Origin of the sequence: Gluconacetobacter dulcium (assembly GCF_014174165.1) — a bacterium.
Taxonomy (GTDB): domain Bacteria; phylum Pseudomonadota; class Alphaproteobacteria; order Acetobacterales; family Acetobacteraceae; genus Gluconacetobacter; species Gluconacetobacter dulcium.
Genome location: NZ_JABEQN010000019.1, coordinates 36,483 through 53,156, shown reverse-complemented (window position 1 = coordinate 53,156; position 16,674 = coordinate 36,483). Strand labels below are relative to the sequence as shown.

Genomic DNA, 16,674 nt, shown 5'->3' with positions numbered 1-16,674 from the left:
CGCCTCGCAGGCCCAAGGCTGATGATGTCGTCGTCACGACGTTATCGCAGCTATAGATAATCGGAGATGAACGATGACCTACGTGGTCACCGAAAACTGCATCCGCTGCAAGTTCATGGACTGTGTCGAGGTGTGCCCGGTCGATTGCTTCTATGCCGGTGAAAACTTCCTGGTCATCAACCCCGACGAATGCATCGATTGCGGCGTGTGCGAGCCGGAATGCCCGGCCGAAGCCATCGTCCCCGACAGCGACGACCGCGCCGCCGCCTGGGCCGAGATCAATGCCAGCTATTCCACCAAATGGCCCAACATCACCCGCAAAGGCACCGCGCCCGCCGATGCCGAGGAATGGAAGGACGAGCCCGGCAAGAAAGATCTCCTGTCGCCGGAACCGCACAAGGACTGACGCCACAAGATCGGAGCGGCAACCCGCCGCTTTCGACCCAGACATGAAAAAGGCCGGTGAGGTTTCCCTCACCGGCCTTTTTCATGTCTGGCATCCATCCAATCCGGGTGCCTCGCGGCACCCGGACAGGCGGATATCAGCGCGACATCATGTTGATCGAGGTGTCATGCATGATGAACAGCGTGCCGACAACCAGAACGAAGACCGTCAGAACCGTGAAGGCAAACGCCATCACGTTCCAACGCTGTTCCGACGACGTGTTCATATGGAGGAAGAACACCAGATGAACCACAACTTGCACGGCAGCCAGGATCGCAATGGCAGCAATCGTCCCGGAGGGCGAGAAGCTGTGAGCCATCACGATGCCGAAAGCCGCGACCGTCAGCAGGACAGAGATAACGAACCCGGTAAGGTAAGACCCTACGCTCCCGTGGCTCGCTCCCGAATGGTCCGTATGCGCGTGCGCGTCAGCCATCAGATCACACTCATCAGATAGACAAAGGTGAAGACACAGATCCAGACGATGTCCAGAAAGTGCCAGAACAGGCTGAGGCAGGTCAGCTTGTTCGTCATCCGCTCGGACAGAACGGTCTGGCCGCCCGTCTGAACAATCAGAACCGCCATCCACAGCAGGCCGCAGGTCACGTGCAGCCCGTGGGTCCCGACCAGGGTGAAGAAGGCCGACAGGAACGCACTGCGATCCGGTCCGTTGCCTTCCGCAACCATGTGCGAGAACTCACGGATTTCCATGAACAGGAAGCCCAGGCCCAGGAGGAAGGTAATCCCGAGCCAGCCCCGCAGTGCGCCCACCTTGTTCTGGTGCGCGCAGATCATGCCGAAGCCGTAGGTGATCGAGCTGAGCAGCAGGATCGCCGTCTCGATCCCGACCCCGCCCAGTTCGAAGACGTCCTTGCCGGTGGGACCACCGGCAAACTGGGTCCGCAGCACCGAGAACACCGCGAACAGCGTTCCGAAGATGATGCAGTCGGTCATCAGATACAGCCAGAACCCGAACACCACGGGAGATTCGTGGTGCTCGTCGTGGGCGTGGGCCGCATCAGCAGTCATATCGTGCGCCATTATTCCGCCGCCTGTGCTGCCAGAAGGTTACGGGTATGCTCGTTCTCGATACGGGCAACCTCGGACGCCGGCACATAGTAGTCGACATCGTTGTTGCTGCTCCGCGCGATCACGGTCGCGATGACACCGATCAGGCCGACCGCCGCCAGCCACCAGATCCACCAGACCGCGGCAAAGCCGAGGATCAGGCTGAACATGCCGACGAAGAAGCCGGCAGCCGTATTCTTCGGCATATGGATCGGCTGGTAGTTCGAACCGGCGGCACGGGTGTCGATGCCGGCTTCCTTGTCATGGGCGAACGCATCCAGGTCATGCACCGCAGGAACAACCGCGAAGTTGTAGAACGGCGGGGGCGAGGAGGTCGACCATTCCAGCGTGCGCGCGTTCCACGGATCACCCGTCAGATCGCGGTTTTCGGCCAGGTTGCGGTCACGGATCGAGACATAGAGCTGCGTCAGCTGGCAGACGATGCCCAGGGCGATCATCACGGCGCCGGCTTCGGCAACCAGCAGCCACGGATACCACTCGGGGTTGTCGTAGTGGTTCATACGACGGGTCATGCCTTCGAAGCCCAGGACATAGAGCGGCATGAACGCGAAGTAGAAGCCAACGAACCACAGCCAGAACGCCCGCTTGCCCCAGGCTTCGTTCAGCTTGAAGCCGAAAGCCTTCGGGAACCAGAAGTTCATCGCCGCGACATAGCCGAAATACACACCGCCGATGATGACGTTGTGGAAGTGGGCGATAACGAACAGCGAGTTATGCAGCACGAAGTCGGCGGCCGGAATGGCCAGCATGACGCCGGTCATGCCACCGATGGTGAAGGTGATCATGAAGCCGATCACCCAGTACATGGTCGCGTGAAACTCGACGCGGCCCTTATACATGGTGAACAGCCAGTTGAAGATCTTCACGCCCGTCGGAATGGCGATGATCATCGTCATGATGCCGAAGAACGTATTGACGTTGGCGCCGGCACCCATGGTGAAGAAGTGATGCAGCCACACGACCATCGACAGGACCATGATCGAGCAGGTCGCATAGACCATGGTGTTGTAGCCGAACAGCGGCTTGCGCGAGAAGGTCTGCGTGATTTCCGAGAACGCACCGAACGCGGGCAGAACCAGGATGTAAACTTCCGGATGTCCCCAGCCCCAGATCACGCTCAGATAGAGCATCTGGTTGCCGCCACCATCGTTGGTGAAGAAGTGCATGCCCAGGTAACGGTCCAGACCCAGCAGGCCCAGGGCCACGGTCAGGATCGGGAAGGAAAGCATGATCAGCACGCTGGTGCAGAAGATGGTCCAGGTGAACACCGGCATCTTCATGAAGGTCATGCCCGGAGCGCGCATCTTCACGATGGTGGTGAAGAAGTTCACACCGGTCAGCAGGGTGCCGACACCCGAAAGCTGAACCGCCCAGATATAGTAGTCGACACCGACCCCAGGGCTGAACTGCTGCTCGGACAGAGGCGGATACGCCAGCCAGCCGCACTGCGAGAACTCACCGATGAACAGCGACACGTTGATCAGCACGAAGCTGATGGTCGTCATCCAGAAGCTGAGCGAGTTCAGGAAGGGGAAGGCCACGTCGCGCGCGCCGATCTGCAGCGGCACGATCACGTTCATCAGCCCGGTCATGAACGCCATCGCCATGAAGAAGATCATGATGGTGCCGTGGGCCGAGAAGATCTGGTCGTAGTGATGCGGCGGCAGGTAGCCCGGGTTGCCGGCATAAGCCAGCGCGAGCTGCGAGCGCATCATGATGGCGTCCGCGAAGCCACGGAACAGGGCGACCAGGGCCAGGACGATATACATCACGCCCAGACGCTTGTGGTCTACCGAAGTGAACCACTCTTTCCAGAGATAGCCCCACTTGCCGTAATAGGTGATGAGCCCAAGCACCGCCAGACCGGCGATCGCCGCACCGGCAAAGGTGCCGACAAGGATAGGCACATCGATCGGAATATCCGACCAGCTTAATTTTCCTAACATCGGTCCTATTCCTTCATATTCATGTCGGACATCGCGGACTGCACATGCAACATCTTGCCCGTGCTCTTATCCATGACCATGCCATTGTTGTACTTGGCCACGATCTGGTCGAACAGGCCAGGTTCGGCATGCGAGAAATACTCGACCGGATTCGCCTCGCTGGGCGCGGCCAGCTTGGAATAGTTCGAGTTGTCGAGTTGCTCGGACGCCGCCTTCACCTTCTGGACCCAGGCTGCGTAATCGTCGTTGCTCATCGCCAGCGCGCGGAAGCGCATGTCCGAGAAGCCCCGGCCGCTGAAATTCGCGGACTCGCCCAGGTAGTTGCCGGCCGTATTGGCCACCAGGTGCAACTGGGTCTGCATGCCGGCCATCGCGTAGATCTGCGAGCCAAGCTGCGGAATGAAGAACGAGTTCATCACCGCGTCGGACGTGATCCGGAAGTCAACCGGCGTATTCACCGGGAAGGCCATCTGGTTGACGGTCGCGATCCCCTCGTCGGGGTAGATGAACAGCCACTTCCAGTCCAGCGCGACAACCTCGACGTGAATCGGCTTCACGTTGGCTTCTTCTTCAAGCGGACGGTAGGGGTCCAGAGAATGACAGGTCTGGTAGGTCAGCACTGCCAGGAAGAGAATGATCAGGGACGGAACGACCCAGATCACCACTTCGATCTTGTTCGAATGCGACCATTTCGGCAGGTATTCGGCACTCGTGTTCGAGTGACGATACTGCCATGCGAACAGCAGCGTCAGAACGATGACCGGCACGACCACAAGCAGCATCGCATAGGTCGAGGTCAGGATCAGGCTCTTCTCCTGGGCACCGACAGTACCCTTCGGATCGAACAGTGCCCAGTCACATCCCGCCAAGAGGAACGCTGAGGACAAACACAATAAACTCGATAATCTTGGCAAGATTTTTTTCTTCATCTCACGCCTCGTTGGTTTCGACATCACCCTTGCTCATATGCTCGCTTCGTTCACGGGCCCCCAAAGCAACAACGGCCATGCTTCACGTCTGCCGCGAATCCCGATGTGGGTCTCTCGCCGTCTGTTACATCCGTTGATATCCAACCGCCGTCTACCTCCCTCTTGGAATAGGAGGCCTTCGCCGGATCGATCCCGTCATGAGTTTTCGTCGGCTTCCTGGCCTTGATCCTGATCAAGGATCGGAATGGTCATACGTATTTTCCATCCCACCGAACCAGACCGGGCCTCATGTGCCGCCGCGTGCCTCGAGCGTCCTGTCTGCGCAGCTATCCTTTCGTCCATAGTTCTCTTACCGCCTTATCCGACCGGAAGGACCCCACAAGCAAGCCTTCACAGAATGTTTCAGATTATTTCGAACAAGCCGAGACGACAGCAATAATTTGTTTTATTTCAATTGGATAGAATAAGATGCCCAACATCACATCCGCGTCATCTCACTCTTTCCCGAGAAGAATAAGTCTTATTTTGGACGAAATTTTATACTCCATATCACCACCCGCCTGATTTTTCGGCGTCGATCGGCGAGGGATAAAAAAAAGCCCCGCCTTTCGGCGGGGCCCTGATTGTCATGCGCGAGCCGGAAACGATTCGCGTGACCTCAATTGTTCTGGTTGTTACGCACACCCATGAACTGCAAGAGGAATTGAAAGAGGTTGATGAAGTTCAGATACAGCGACAAGGCATCGTAGACCGCCCGCTTGGCCGCACCGTCCGGCCCGTCATAATAGGCGAACTGCTGATACGTCATCTTGATCCGCTGCGTGTCGAACGCGGTCAGGCCGATAAAGATGAACACGCCGACGACACTGTAGAGCATATAGACCATCGGGCTGTGCAGGAACAGATTGACCACCCCCGCGATCACCAGCCCGAACAGGCCCATGATCAGGAACGAGCCGAAGCGCGTCAGGTCGGTACGGGTCACATACCCCCAGATCGACATGGCCGAGAACGTGCCGGCCGTGACGAAGAACACGCGCACCACCGAAACGCCGGTGAAGGTCAGGAGAATGCTGGACAGGCTGGCGCCCATGACGCCGCAGAACAGCCAGAACAGCATCTGCACCGCCTGCCGCGACAGCCGGTTCACCCCCAGCGACATGACCAGGACAAAGCCCAGCGGCGCGAACATCGCCAGCATGCCCAGCCCGGTCGGCCGCACGGCCACGCCACCGTTGGGCATCAGCATTTCGGCAAAGAACGCGCCCCGCAGACTCGTGTTGGCGACCAGGTAGGCCACAAGCCCGGTCAGCACCAGCCCTGACGCCATCCAGTTATAGACCCGGAGCATATAGGCACGCAGCCCCTGGTCGATGACTCCAGCGCCGACCCCGGTGCCTGCGGGTCGGGACATTGTTCGAAAATCCGGGCTGAAAGCCATGACATCCTTCCTTCGTCCGGGCAATTCCGGACACAACTGTAGCTGTGATGTGGGAGAAGCCGACGACATTTCAAGGAAAATCGTCTCGTTTCCGGATGACTTTTCCGCAAGATAGGCTCACCCGACATCAGACGGCCCATATCATAAGGCAACGGAAGGAAGCACCAAAGCCTTCCCCACGCCAGGAAGCACGACCGTGAGACTTTTCATCGCCCTCGGTGTCGGTTCCCCCCTCAGTGACGCCATCGCGGCCATGCGCGGCAGCCTGGCCGGTGTCCGATGGGTCGATCCCGCCACCTGTCACGTCACGCTTCGCTTTCTCGGCGAAGTCTCCGGCCGTGACCGGCTCGATGAGATCGACATGGCCCTCTCGGCCATCCGCGCTCCGAGCATCATCCTGCAGCCGGAAGCGCCGGGCGTCTTCCAGCGGGATGACGGCCGGCAAACCCTCTGGATCGGAATCGAACGCAGCGACCCCCTGCTCCATTTGCACCGCAAGGTCGATACCGCTCTGCGCCGCTCGGCAGGCATGGAAATCGAACGCAGGCGCTTCATGCCGCACATCACCATCGGCACAATCACCTCACCGGCACCCGACCTGCTCGCTTCCTGGCTGGCCCGCTGGTCCCCCCTGCCCCTTCCGCCCGTCGAAGTCCCGCGCCTGACCCTTTTCCGATCGCTGCGCGGCCCGGACGAGCCCGTTTATGAAAGTCTGGCCGAGTACGATCTGGCCCGGTGACAGGATTCTCATCCGCCCTCAATTCCGGTTCGGCCAAAAACCCGACACCCAATTTCATCCGGATTATGAATATATTTAATTACATTAATGCATATTAATGTTGCGCCCAGAGACCGGAAATATATTATACATCCCCGACCGACTGCAAAAAAAAGGCATAAAATCAGTCTGATGAGCGACAACATGCTCTTGCGTCACGGGTTCCGTGCCCCCCCATCACATCCCGATGTGTCAGGGCACGCCTCCCGGAGCACACAAAATCGTCAGAAGACTGAATTTACAGCCCCAGTATGGTCGCCGTGGGCCTGCTTCCTTCCGGTCAAGGACCGGGGCTGTCGGGTTATATTTTCTATTGTCACGAGGACATCGGACATGATGCGAGCTGCTTTCCGGAAAGGACGTTCTCTGCGAGGAACGCTTGCCGCCGGAACGATATGCGCCGTCACACTGTGCGGCTATGCCGCCATTGCGGCTGACCCTGTTGCAAACGATACAGGAGAGGCGATCATCCATGCCGATGACCATCCTGGCGATTGGATGACATACGGCCGGACCTATTCCGAGCAGCGCTATAGCCCGCTCGACCAGATCAACCGCTCCAATGTCGGCAATCTGAAGCTGGCCTGGTATTACGATCTGGACACCAATCGTGGCCAGGAAGGCACACCGCTCGTCGTCAACGGCGTCATGTACGCGACGACGAACTGGAGCAAGATGAAGGCCCTCGATGCAGCCACGGGCAAGCTGCTGTGGGCGTACGATCCGCGGGTGCCCGGCAACATCGCCGACAAGGGCTGCTGCGATACCGTCAATCGCGGCGCGGCCTACTGGAACGGCAAGGTCTATTTCGGCACGTTCGACGGCCGCCTGATCGCGCTGGATGCCAAGACCGGCAAGCTGGTCTGGAGCGTCAACACCATCCCCACCGACGCCGCACTGGGCCATCAGCGCTCCTATACGGTTGACGGTGCGCCGCGCATCGCCCGCGGCCGTGTCATCATCGGCAATGGCGGCGCGGAGTTCGGCGCCCGCGGCTTCGTCTCGGCCTTCGACGCCGAGACCGGCAAGCTCGACTGGCGCTTCTTCACCGTTCCGAATCCCGAGAACAAGCCCGATCACGCCGCGTCCGACAGCGTGCTGATGAACAAGGCTTACCAGACCTGGAGCCCCACCGGCGCCTGGACCAAGCAGGGCGGCGGCGGCACCGTGTGGGACTCGATCGTCTACGACCCGGTGACCGACCTGGTCTACCTGGGCGTCGGCAACGGCTCGCCGTGGAACTACAAGTTCCGCTCCGACGGCAAGGGCGACAATTTCTTCCTGGGCAGCATCGTGGCGATCAAGCCCGATACCGGCGAGTATGTCTGGCACTTCCAGGAAACGCCGATGGACCAGTGGGATTACACCTCGGTCCAGCAGATCATGACCCTCGACCTGCCGATCAATGGCGAAATGCGCCACGTCATCGTGCATGCGCCCAAGAACGGCTTCTTCTACGTCATAGACGCCAAGACCGGCGAGTTCCTGTCGGGCAAGAACTATGTCTACGTGAACTGGGCCAGCGGCCTGGACCCGAAGACCGGCCGGCCGATCTATAATCCGGAAGCCCTGTGGACCCTCACCGGCAAGGACTGGTACGGCATCCCTGGTGACCTGGGCGGTCATAACTTCGCGGCGATGGCCTTCAGCCCGCGCACCGGCCTGGTCTACATCCCGGCGCAGCAGGTTCCGTTCGTGTATTCCAACCAGGTCGGCGGCTTCAAGGCCCATCCGGACAGCTGGAATCTCGGCCTGGACATGAACAAGGTCGGCCTGCCCGACAAGCAGGACGTCAAGGACGCCTTCATCAAGGATCTGAAGGGCTGGATCGTGGCCTGGGATCCGATCAAGCAGCAGGAAGCCTTCCGCGTCGATCACAAGGGACCGTGGAACGGCGGCATCGTGGCCACCGGCGGCGACCTTCTGTTCCAGGGCCTGGCGAACGGCGAATTCCACGCCTACGACGCCACGAACGGCAACGACCTGTTCACCTTCGCGGCACAGAGCGGCATCATCGCACCGCCGGTCACCTATCTGGCGAACGGCAAGCAGTATGTCGCCGTCGAAGTGGGCTGGGGCGGCATCTATCCGTTCTTCCTGGGCGGCATCGCGCGCACCAGCGGATGGACCGTCAACCATTCCCGCGTCATCGCCTTCTCGCTCGACGGCAAGGCCAAGCTGCCCCCGCAGAACGACAAGGGCTATCTGCCGGTCAAGCCGCCCGCCGAATTCGACGAGAAGCGGACGGATAACGGCTACTTCCAGTTCCAGACCTATTGCGCGGCCTGCCATGGCGACAATGGCGAAGCCGGCGGTGTTCTGCCCGATCTGCGCTGGTCCGGCGCGATCCGCCACCAGGACGCGTTCTATAACGTCGTCGGTCGCGGCGCGCTGACGGCCTACGGCATGGATCGCTTCGATTCCTCGATGTCGCCCACGCAGATCGAGGATATCCGGCAGTTCCTGCTGAAGCGCGCCAACGAAACCTACCAGAGGGAGGTTGATGCCCGGAAGAACGCGGAAGGCATTCCCGCACAATGAGACACTTCCGCTCGATCTTCCGTTTTTTCCGCATCAACGCGACGCATGGTGAACAGAATGCTCAACAGGCTTAAAGTTGCGATCGGCACGGCGGCGTTCAGCCTCCTTGCCACCGCTGCAATGGCTCAGGCGCCCGATCAGGCGCTGATCGACAAGGGCGCCTATGTCGCCCGCCTGGGTGACTGCGTGGCCTGCCACACCGCCCTCCACGGACAAGCCTATGCGGGTGGTCTGGAGATCAAGAGCCCGATCGGCACGATCTATTCGACCAACATCACGCCCAGCGCCGACGGTATCGGCGGCTACAGCTTCGAGGAATTCGACCAGGCGGTCCGCCACGGCATCCGCAAGGACGGTTCGACGCTGTATCCGGCCATGCCCTACCCGGCCTTCTCGCGCATGACGCAGGACGACATGCGCGCGCTCTATGCGTATTTCATGCATGGCGTGAAGCCGGTGGCCCAGCCCAACCGGGCCAACGGGATTTCGTGGCCGATGTCCATGCGCTGGCCGCTGGCGATCTGGCGCACGCTGTTCGCGCCGGCTCCGGCCGACTTCAAGCCCGCGGCCGGCACCGATCCGGACGTGGCGCGCGGTGAATATCTGGTCACCGGCCCCGGCCATTGCGGCGCCTGCCACACCCCGCGCGGCTTCGCCATGCAGGAAAAAGCGCTGGATGCCAGCGGCGGCCCGGTCTTCCTGGCCGGCGGCGCGCCGATCGACAACTGGGTGGCGCCGAGCCTGCGCAACGACCCGGTGGTGGGCATCGGGCGCTGGTCCGAGGACGACCTGTACTACTTCCTCAAGACCGGTCGTATCGATCATTCCGCCGTCTTCGGCGGTATGGCCGACGTCGTGGGCTGGAGCACCCAGTATTTCACCGACGACGATCTGCGCGCGATGGCCAAATACCTGAAGAGCCTGCCGCCGGTTCCCCCGGCCCAGGGCAATTACACGTATGACGCCTCGACCACCGACATGCTGAACGCGGGCAAGACCTCCTCTTCGCCGGGCGCCGACGTCTACCTGCGCGAATGCGCCATCTGCCATCGCAATGACGGCGGCGGCGTGGCCCGCATGTTCCCGCCGCTGGCGGGCAACCCCGTGGTGGCGACGGAAAACCCGACCTCGCTGGTCAACGTGGTCGTCCATGGCGGCGTGCTGCCGCCGACCAACTGGGCGCCGTCGGCGGTGGCCATGCCGGGCTACGGCAAGACGCTGTCGGCCCAGCAGATCGCGGATGTGGTCAACTTCATCCGGACCGGATGGGGCAACCATGCGCCGGCGAACGTCACGGCGGCCGATGTGGCGAAGCTGCGTGACGTCGGTGCCGCGATCGGCGGAAGCGGCTTCGGCGCACCGAGCAGCAGCTGGCTGCTCCTGCACCCGCAGCCCTATGGCGCAGGCTGGACCTTCGCACCGCAGACCCATGCCGGGGTGGACGAGGCGCAGTAAACAGCGTCCGACCAGCCAGGTCTCTTTTCAGCCGCCGCGGGGCCTCCCCGCGGCGGTTTTCTTATGTCCGGCGATCGGGCATAGATAAAACATGACCCAGCATCATCCAGCGGACCGCATCGTTGTCCTGACAGGTGCCGGAATCAGCCGGGAATCCGGCCTGGAGACGTTCCGTGACGCCGACGGCCTGTGGAGCCGACATAACATCGCGGATGTCTGCACACCGGAAGGCTTCCGCCGGGACCCGATGCTGGTCGACCGTTTCTATAACGGGCGCCGGGCGGAACTGGCGGGCGTCCAGCCCAACGCCGCCCATCTGGCCCTGGCGGAACTGGAGCGAGCCGCGCATGACGGGCGCTGGAACGGCGAACTCCTGATCGTCACCCAGAATATCGACGATTTGCACGAACGCGCGGGCAGCCACAACGTGCTGCATATGCACGGTGAATTGCGGCGGGTCCGCTGCACGTCCTGCGGCGCCACCCCCGAATGGCTGGGCGACTGCCTGCCCGACACCCCCTGTCCGGCCTGCCACCGTCCCACCCTGCGCCCCGATGTGGTCTGGTTCGGTGAGGTGCCGCTTCATATGGACCGCATCGAAACCGCCCTGGCCGGCTGCGACCGCTTCGTGACGATCGGCACCTCCGGCACGGTCTATCCAGCCGCCGGCTTCGTGGCTCAGGTCCGCGACCATGCCGAAACGGTGGACATCAACCTCGACCCACCCCAGGTCCCCACCCTGTTCGACCGCACGCTGATAGGCCCCGCAACCCGCATGGTCCCCCAATGGGTCATAGAACTCCTGGGCGCATGACAGACCGCACCAGGGCGGCGGACGATCTCACCGCCCTCGTCGCACAGGTGCGCGCATGCCGTGTCTGTGCCGACAGCCTGCCGCTGGGACCACGCCCGGTGCTGCATGTCTCACCGACCGCCCGCCTGTTGATCGCAAGCCAGGCCCCCGGCACACGGGTTCATGAAACGGGAATTTCGTTCAACGATGCTTCCGGCGACCGGCTACGGGGCTGGCTCGGCATGGATCGCGAGACCTTCTACGACTCCAGCCGCATCGCCATCCTGCCGATGGGCCTGTGCTATCCGGGCCGCATGCCCAAGGGTGGCGACCGCCCGCCGCGCCCGGAATGCGCCCCGCTCTGGCGGGAGAAGCTGCTGGCCTGCATGCCCGACATCACCCTGACCCTCCTGGTCGGGTCCTACGCCCAGGCGGCAGTCCTGGGGCCGGGCCGCGTGGAAGACCGCGTGCGCGATTTCCGCGCTTATCTGCCCCGCTATTTTCCCCTGCCGCATCCGTCCTGGCGCACCGGGGCGTGGGAGCGCCGCAATCCCTGGTTTACGGCAGAGGTCCTCCCGGCGCTGCGCGCCGCCATTGCCCCCCTGCTGGCACCGTCCCGACAGGTCACGACGCCGCCACAGCGTGCATGATCGTCACCACCAGCCCCTCGATCCCCGCCGAGAGGATCTGCACGCCGATACACAGCAGGATCAGCGCGGCAAGGCGCGAGACGATCCGCGCGCCCGTCACCCCCAGCAGAACGACCAGCCGCTCGGCATAGGAATAAGCCAGCCACACCGTTCCCGCCACGACGATCGCGGCCGCCGAAACCGCGAGATAGAAGGGCAGCCACGCGGGCGATGCCGGCCGCGAGGCACTCAGCGCGATCGCGACCGCGATCGAACCCGGCCCGACCGTGAACGGCATGGTCATCGGAAAGAAGGCCATTTCCGTCCAACTCGGCAGCGTGACGGTCCGCCCGCCCTGCATGGCCTGCTTTTCCTTGCGCGCGGCGGCTTCCTCCGGCGCCTGAAGCAGCGCCCAGGCCCGCACGGCCACCACCAGCCCACCGGCGATCCGCAGCGAATCCACCGTAATGCCGAAGAATGCGAGAATCGCACTGCCGGCCCAGATCGAAGCGATCAGAAGCGCCGCCGAATAGAGCGCGACCGTCCGGGCCAGTGCCAGCGTTTCGCTCCGCTCGCGCCCGGCGGTCACCTGCGAGAAGATCAGCGACGCCCCAAGCGGATTGACGATCGAGAACAGGGCAGGAAACGCCAGCAGAAACGTATTGCTGAAGACGGAGAGCGCATCCTTCCAACCGAGGGAAGCAATGCCATGAAGGCCTGGGGACATCGGAACGCATTCCAAGGAGCGATCTGGCGGCAATGCCCGACCAGTCGCCACCAGTCGAAAGCCGGCTATCGTTTTTCCCAGACTGACGCGGCCGTCAAGCCCCGTCCGGACGCATGGCGGGCACGCCCCCACCCGTCTGCATCACAGCAATGACAGGCTGCACGCTCTGCGGCAGGCAGCACAGATACCGGTCGTCGCCGGTTTCCTCCACCAGCGGCCAGGATGTCAGGCCCAGATCGTTATAGACATCGAGCATCGAGGCTCCGACCTGCCAGAATGCCGGCTGCCTGCCCTCCTGCACCGCCAGATCCCGCAGCCACCAGATGGCGGAGGCACAATCGGCCGACTTCCCGGCAGGATCGCCCAGCCCGATGAGAAAGGTCTGCGTCCGCACGAACGGCAGCAGGGCAAGGCCGGCTTCGCCGGGGATCAGCCCGGTGGGCGGGATCGGCCCCAGATCGTCCAGCGCATGATCCAGCGCCTGGTATTCGGCGTCGCCAGCGGTGTCCCAGGGCCGCACGGCAATCCGTCCAGGACGCACCAGCCGGCCGATCATGACCAGACCGAGCAAAACGGCCAGCCCCATGACCCATTGCGCAATGCCGTGGGAGGAGGTGAACAGCATGACCTCCCACCAACTCCCGCCCACCTCGTCCTGCGGCCCGGAGCAGACCAGCACCAGCACGCAGCCGATCAGCAGCACCAGCGACAGCCCGGTGCGGAACGACAGCGGTTCGCTCAGGATGCGCGCGTGCCGGTAGTAGGAACTGCGGAACGGCGCGATCAGAACCGCCACCAGTCCCAGAATGCCCGGCACGGCCAGCGACGCCCCCCGCAGCAGGGTCAGCGCGACCGCCCCCACCAGCAGGCCCAGCGTCAGTTTCCAGGCCAGCGTCACGCGCTGCGACAGGCCCACGGCCAGCCCGATCAGCGCCACGCCGATCAGCGACAGCAGGTAATCGCCCGCCACGCCCACCAGATGATGCAGCCCGCCGGCATTGCTCCACGACGCGGGGTCCAGGATCGTCAGCGCGATCAGCAGCGCCCCGCAGATCGAAACCGCCCCCGTCGCCACCACGACCGAGAAATCGGCCTCGCTCTCGCGAATCACATGGCTGGGCCGGATGTCGCGCGGCCCGCGCCGGGGGATACGGGGCGCGCCCTTGCGCGCCAGGGCGGCATCCCCGCGCAGGAACAGTTCGTGCCCCGCGAACATCAGCCCGGCGAGAAAGAGCGGGATGATGTAATAGAACAACCGGAAGACCAGAATGGTGCTGACGATCTGCGACGGCGGCAGATACGCCCCCAGCGCCAGCATCATCGCCCCGTCGAACACCCCCAGCCCCCCCGGCACGCTGGCCACCAGACCGGCGGTGTAGGAGGCGATATAGATGGCCAGGAACACCCCATATCCCAGCCCGACCCCCGACGGCAGGAAGATATAGGCAATCCCCGCCGTGGCGGCGACCTCGGCGGCCGCGACCACCATCTGGGCAAACGCCATGGGCGGCCGGGGCAGCACGATGGTCCAGCGGCAGATCCGCACCTGCGTCAGCCACAGCCCGAGCAGGATATAGCCTCCCACCACCGCCCAAAGCAGCAGCCCGATCCCCGCCAGTACCAGATGCGGCAGATGCGCGCCGATGACCGGTATCGCACCGGGCTCCAGCAGCAGCACGGCCCCGATCAGCGCCCCCGCCCCTAGCAGATAGGTCGCGGAACAGAACGCGATGATCTGGGCGATATCGAACGCCCCCACCCCCCAGTTGCCATACAGCCGAAAGCGCACGGCCGCCCCGGAAATCGCGGCGAAACCAAGGTTGTGCGACAGCACATACGAACAGAACGAGGCAAAGGCCGCCTTGCGGAACGACAGCCGATGCCCGACCTGCACCACCGCCAGGCAATCGTAGAAGGACAGGATGAAATAGGACAGGACCGTACAGCCGATCCCCAGCATCATGGTCGTGGCCGGTATGGTCCTCAGCGCCGCGCGGATATCATCCCAATGCAGGTCCCGCACCTCATGCTGGACCACGACGATCGCGGCGACCATCAGGCACAGGCCCACCACATGCGGCAGATGCCGCAGCAGCCGCCGCCAACCCGGCGCCGGCGGCGGGGGGCCATCCGGCGGAAGGGAGCAGTTCAGAACCATCAGAGAGCGAACCCGGCCATGGCAGAGGTCACCACCCCTGCGTCAACCGGCGGCGACAGACGCGGTCCCGGCCACCGCTCGAAGCAGCGCCGCCTCGATCAGCGCCACGGTTTCCGCCACCCCGTAGAGACCGATGAAAATACCGAATCGCGGCCCCTCCTTCTGGCCCAACAGGACCTCGTACAGGCAGCCGAACCAGCTCCGCAGCGGCTCGAACCCATGCCGCTTGCCGATCTCGAAGACCAGATTCTGCAACATGTCGGGGTCGGTCGCGTCCCCCTCCAGCCCGCGCAGCGTCTCCGCCAGATCGGCCAGGGCCGCGCGCTCCCGCGCATCGGGCTCCCGGTAAGTCTTCGAAGGCCGCACGAAATCCGCGTAATAGACGATCGCGTGATCCACCAGCCGCGCCAGCATCGGGCAGGTCTCGGGCGAGGCCGCCGCATCATAGCGGTGAATGAACCGCCACAGCACATCGGGCGTATCCGCGTTCGCGGCGCTGGCCAGGTTGAGCAGCATGGCGAAGGTCAGCGGGCTGCCCGCGCGGTCGTCGATCCGCCCGGCATGGATGAACCAGGCCGGATTGGCCAGCAGCGCCGACTCATCGGCCTCCTGCGCGCGGGCACGCGCGACATTGGCCAGATACTCGTCCGCCGCCTTGGGAATAACGTCGAAGAACAGGCGCTTCGCCCGCTGGGGCGCGTTGAACATATACTGGCCCAGGCTCTCGGCGGGCGCATAGCGCAGCCATTCCTCGACCGAGATGCCGTTGCCCTTGGATTTGGAGATCTTCTGGCCGTTCTCGTCCAGAAACAGCTCGTAGGTCAGGCCGGCCGGCGCCTCGCCACCCAGAATGCGGCAGATCTTGCCCGACAGCTTCACGCTGTCGATCAGGTCCTTGCCCGACATCTCGTAATCGACGCCCAGCGCGAACCAGCGCATGGCCCAGTCCGCCTTCCACTGCATCTTCGCATGGCCGCCGGTCACCGGGGTCTCGAACGTCTCGCCGTCCTCGTCGGTCCAGCGCACCGTCCCCGCCACGGGGTCGATGCCATCCATGCGCACCTGCATCACCAGCCCGGTGCGCGGATGAATCGGCAGAACGGGGGAATAGGTCGCGCGGCGATCCGGGCCAAGCGTCGGCGCGATGACGGCGACGATCTCGTCATGCACCTCCAGCACCCGGCGCAACGCCGCGTCGAAGCGGCCACTGGCATAATATTCGGTGGAGGACGCGAATTCATATTCAAAGCCGAATCCGTCCAGAAACGACCGCAGCCGCGCATTGTTGTGGGCGGCAAAGGATTCGTGGGTGCCGAACGGGTCGGGAATGCGCGACAGCGGCTTGCCCAGATGCTGGCGCAGCATGTCACCATTGGGCACATTGTCCGGCACCTTGCGCAGCGCGTCCATGTCGTCGGAAAAGGCGAGCAGCCGCGTCGGCCGCCCCGTCAGGCGCGTATAGGCCTGGCGGACCCAACTGGTCCGCGCCACCTCGCCGAAGGTGCCGATATGCGGCAGGCCGGACGGCCCATAGCCGGTTTCCAGCAGGGCGGGCGCGTCGGCCGGCAGGGCTTTGCGTTCGACATGGGCGGCCAGCTTGGCCGCCTCTTCGAACGGCCAGGCCTTGGGCAGGGAAGCGGGATCGAGACGGTTCTGATCGGACATGATGCGCAGGAAGCTATGAACTGAAACCTGACCGGTCAATCCATACCATACATCATCCCTCCATCGGGCCTCCATCGG

General features: G+C 63.1%; 14 protein-coding genes. 6 read left to right on the top strand and 8 right to left on the bottom strand.

Going from position 1 to position 16,674, the window contains the following annotated elements:
- Window positions 1-73 precede the first annotated feature (73 nt).
- The gene (gene fdxA, locus HLH25_RS14670; RefSeq protein WP_182974776.1) at window positions 74-406 is read left to right on the top strand and encodes a ferredoxin FdxA; all 333 of its coding nucleotides are present in this window, start codon (window positions 74-76) and stop codon (window positions 404-406) included.
- 136 nt (window positions 407-542) lie between these two features.
- Here fdxA and cyoD read toward each other — a convergent pair whose 3' ends face one another.
- The 5 genes from cyoD to HLH25_RS14645 all read right to left on the bottom strand — a co-directional run bounded on the left by cyoD (window position 543) and on the right by HLH25_RS14645 (window position 5,850).
- Window positions 543-881 (bottom strand): cytochrome o ubiquinol oxidase subunit IV, encoded by a 339-nt coding sequence (cyoD, locus tag HLH25_RS14665; protein ID WP_114726823.1) that lies wholly within the window; start codon window positions 879-881, stop codon window positions 543-545.
- Window positions 881-1,486: a cytochrome o ubiquinol oxidase subunit III gene (gene cyoC / locus HLH25_RS14660; RefSeq protein ID WP_182974775.1), complete on the bottom strand. Its 606-nt coding sequence runs from the start codon at window positions 1,484-1,486 to the stop codon at window positions 881-883. Before cyoC ends, cyoD begins: the two co-directional genes overlap by 1 nt.
- Window positions 1,486-3,480: a cytochrome o ubiquinol oxidase subunit I gene (gene cyoB, locus HLH25_RS14655; RefSeq protein ID WP_182974774.1), complete on the bottom strand. Its 1,995-nt coding sequence runs from the start codon at window positions 3,478-3,480 to the stop codon at window positions 1,486-1,488. Before cyoB ends, cyoC begins: the two co-directional genes overlap by 1 nt.
- A 5-nt stretch (window positions 3,481-3,485) precedes the next feature.
- Window positions 3,486-4,409, bottom strand: a complete 924-nt coding sequence (cyoA, locus tag HLH25_RS14650; RefSeq protein ID WP_182974773.1) for a ubiquinol oxidase subunit II — start codon at window positions 4,407-4,409, stop codon at window positions 3,486-3,488.
- 658 nt (window positions 4,410-5,067) lie between these two features.
- A complete protein-coding gene (locus HLH25_RS14645) occupies window positions 5,068-5,850 on the bottom strand; it encodes a Bax inhibitor-1/YccA family protein (protein WP_182974772.1) in 783 nt (260 codons plus the stop codon).
- 196 nt (window positions 5,851-6,046) lie between these two features.
- Here HLH25_RS14645 and thpR point away from each other — a divergent pair, with 196 nt between their 5' ends.
- From thpR to HLH25_RS14620, 5 genes are all read left to right on the top strand, one after another.
- On the top strand, window positions 6,047-6,589 hold the full coding sequence (gene thpR / locus HLH25_RS14640) for an RNA 2',3'-cyclic phosphodiesterase (RefSeq protein WP_182974771.1): 543 nt from the start codon (window positions 6,047-6,049) through the stop codon (window positions 6,587-6,589).
- Window positions 6,590-6,961: 372 nt separating this feature from the next.
- On the top strand, window positions 6,962-9,169 hold the full coding sequence (locus HLH25_RS14635; RefSeq protein WP_182974770.1) for a PQQ-dependent dehydrogenase, methanol/ethanol family: 2,208 nt from the start codon (window positions 6,962-6,964) through the stop codon (window positions 9,167-9,169).
- 57 nt (window positions 9,170-9,226) lie between these two features.
- Window positions 9,227-10,624 (top strand): c-type cytochrome, encoded by a 1,398-nt coding sequence (locus HLH25_RS14630; RefSeq protein ID WP_182974769.1) that lies wholly within the window; start codon window positions 9,227-9,229, stop codon window positions 10,622-10,624.
- Between the two features lie 91 nt (window positions 10,625-10,715).
- Window positions 10,716-11,438 (top strand): NAD-dependent deacylase, encoded by a 723-nt coding sequence (locus tag HLH25_RS14625; protein WP_182974768.1) that lies wholly within the window; start codon window positions 10,716-10,718, stop codon window positions 11,436-11,438.
- Entirely contained in the window at window positions 11,435-12,067 is a 633-nt protein-coding gene (locus HLH25_RS14620; protein WP_182974767.1) for a uracil-DNA glycosylase family protein, read from the top strand. The genes HLH25_RS14625 and HLH25_RS14620 overlap by 4 nt, the downstream gene beginning before the upstream one ends.
- On the opposite strand, the gene HLH25_RS14615 is transcribed toward HLH25_RS14620, so the two are convergent.
- From HLH25_RS14615 to HLH25_RS14605, 3 genes are all read right to left on the bottom strand, one after another.
- Window positions 12,042-12,773 (bottom strand): MarC family protein, encoded by a 732-nt coding sequence (locus tag HLH25_RS14615; RefSeq protein WP_182974766.1) that lies wholly within the window; start codon window positions 12,771-12,773, stop codon window positions 12,042-12,044. The two genes, HLH25_RS14620 and HLH25_RS14615, sit on opposite strands and share 26 nt — an antisense overlap.
- Before the next feature lie 94 nt (window positions 12,774-12,867).
- Complete coding sequence (locus HLH25_RS14610; protein WP_182974765.1) at window positions 12,868-14,931, bottom strand: lysylphosphatidylglycerol synthase domain-containing protein; 2,064 nt, start codon at window positions 14,929-14,931, stop codon at window positions 12,868-12,870.
- A gap of 42 nt (window positions 14,932-14,973) precedes the next feature.
- On the bottom strand, window positions 14,974-16,596 hold the full coding sequence (locus HLH25_RS14605) for a lysine--tRNA ligase (protein ID WP_182974764.1): 1,623 nt from the start codon (window positions 16,594-16,596) through the stop codon (window positions 14,974-14,976).
- Window positions 16,597-16,674 lie beyond the last annotated feature (78 nt).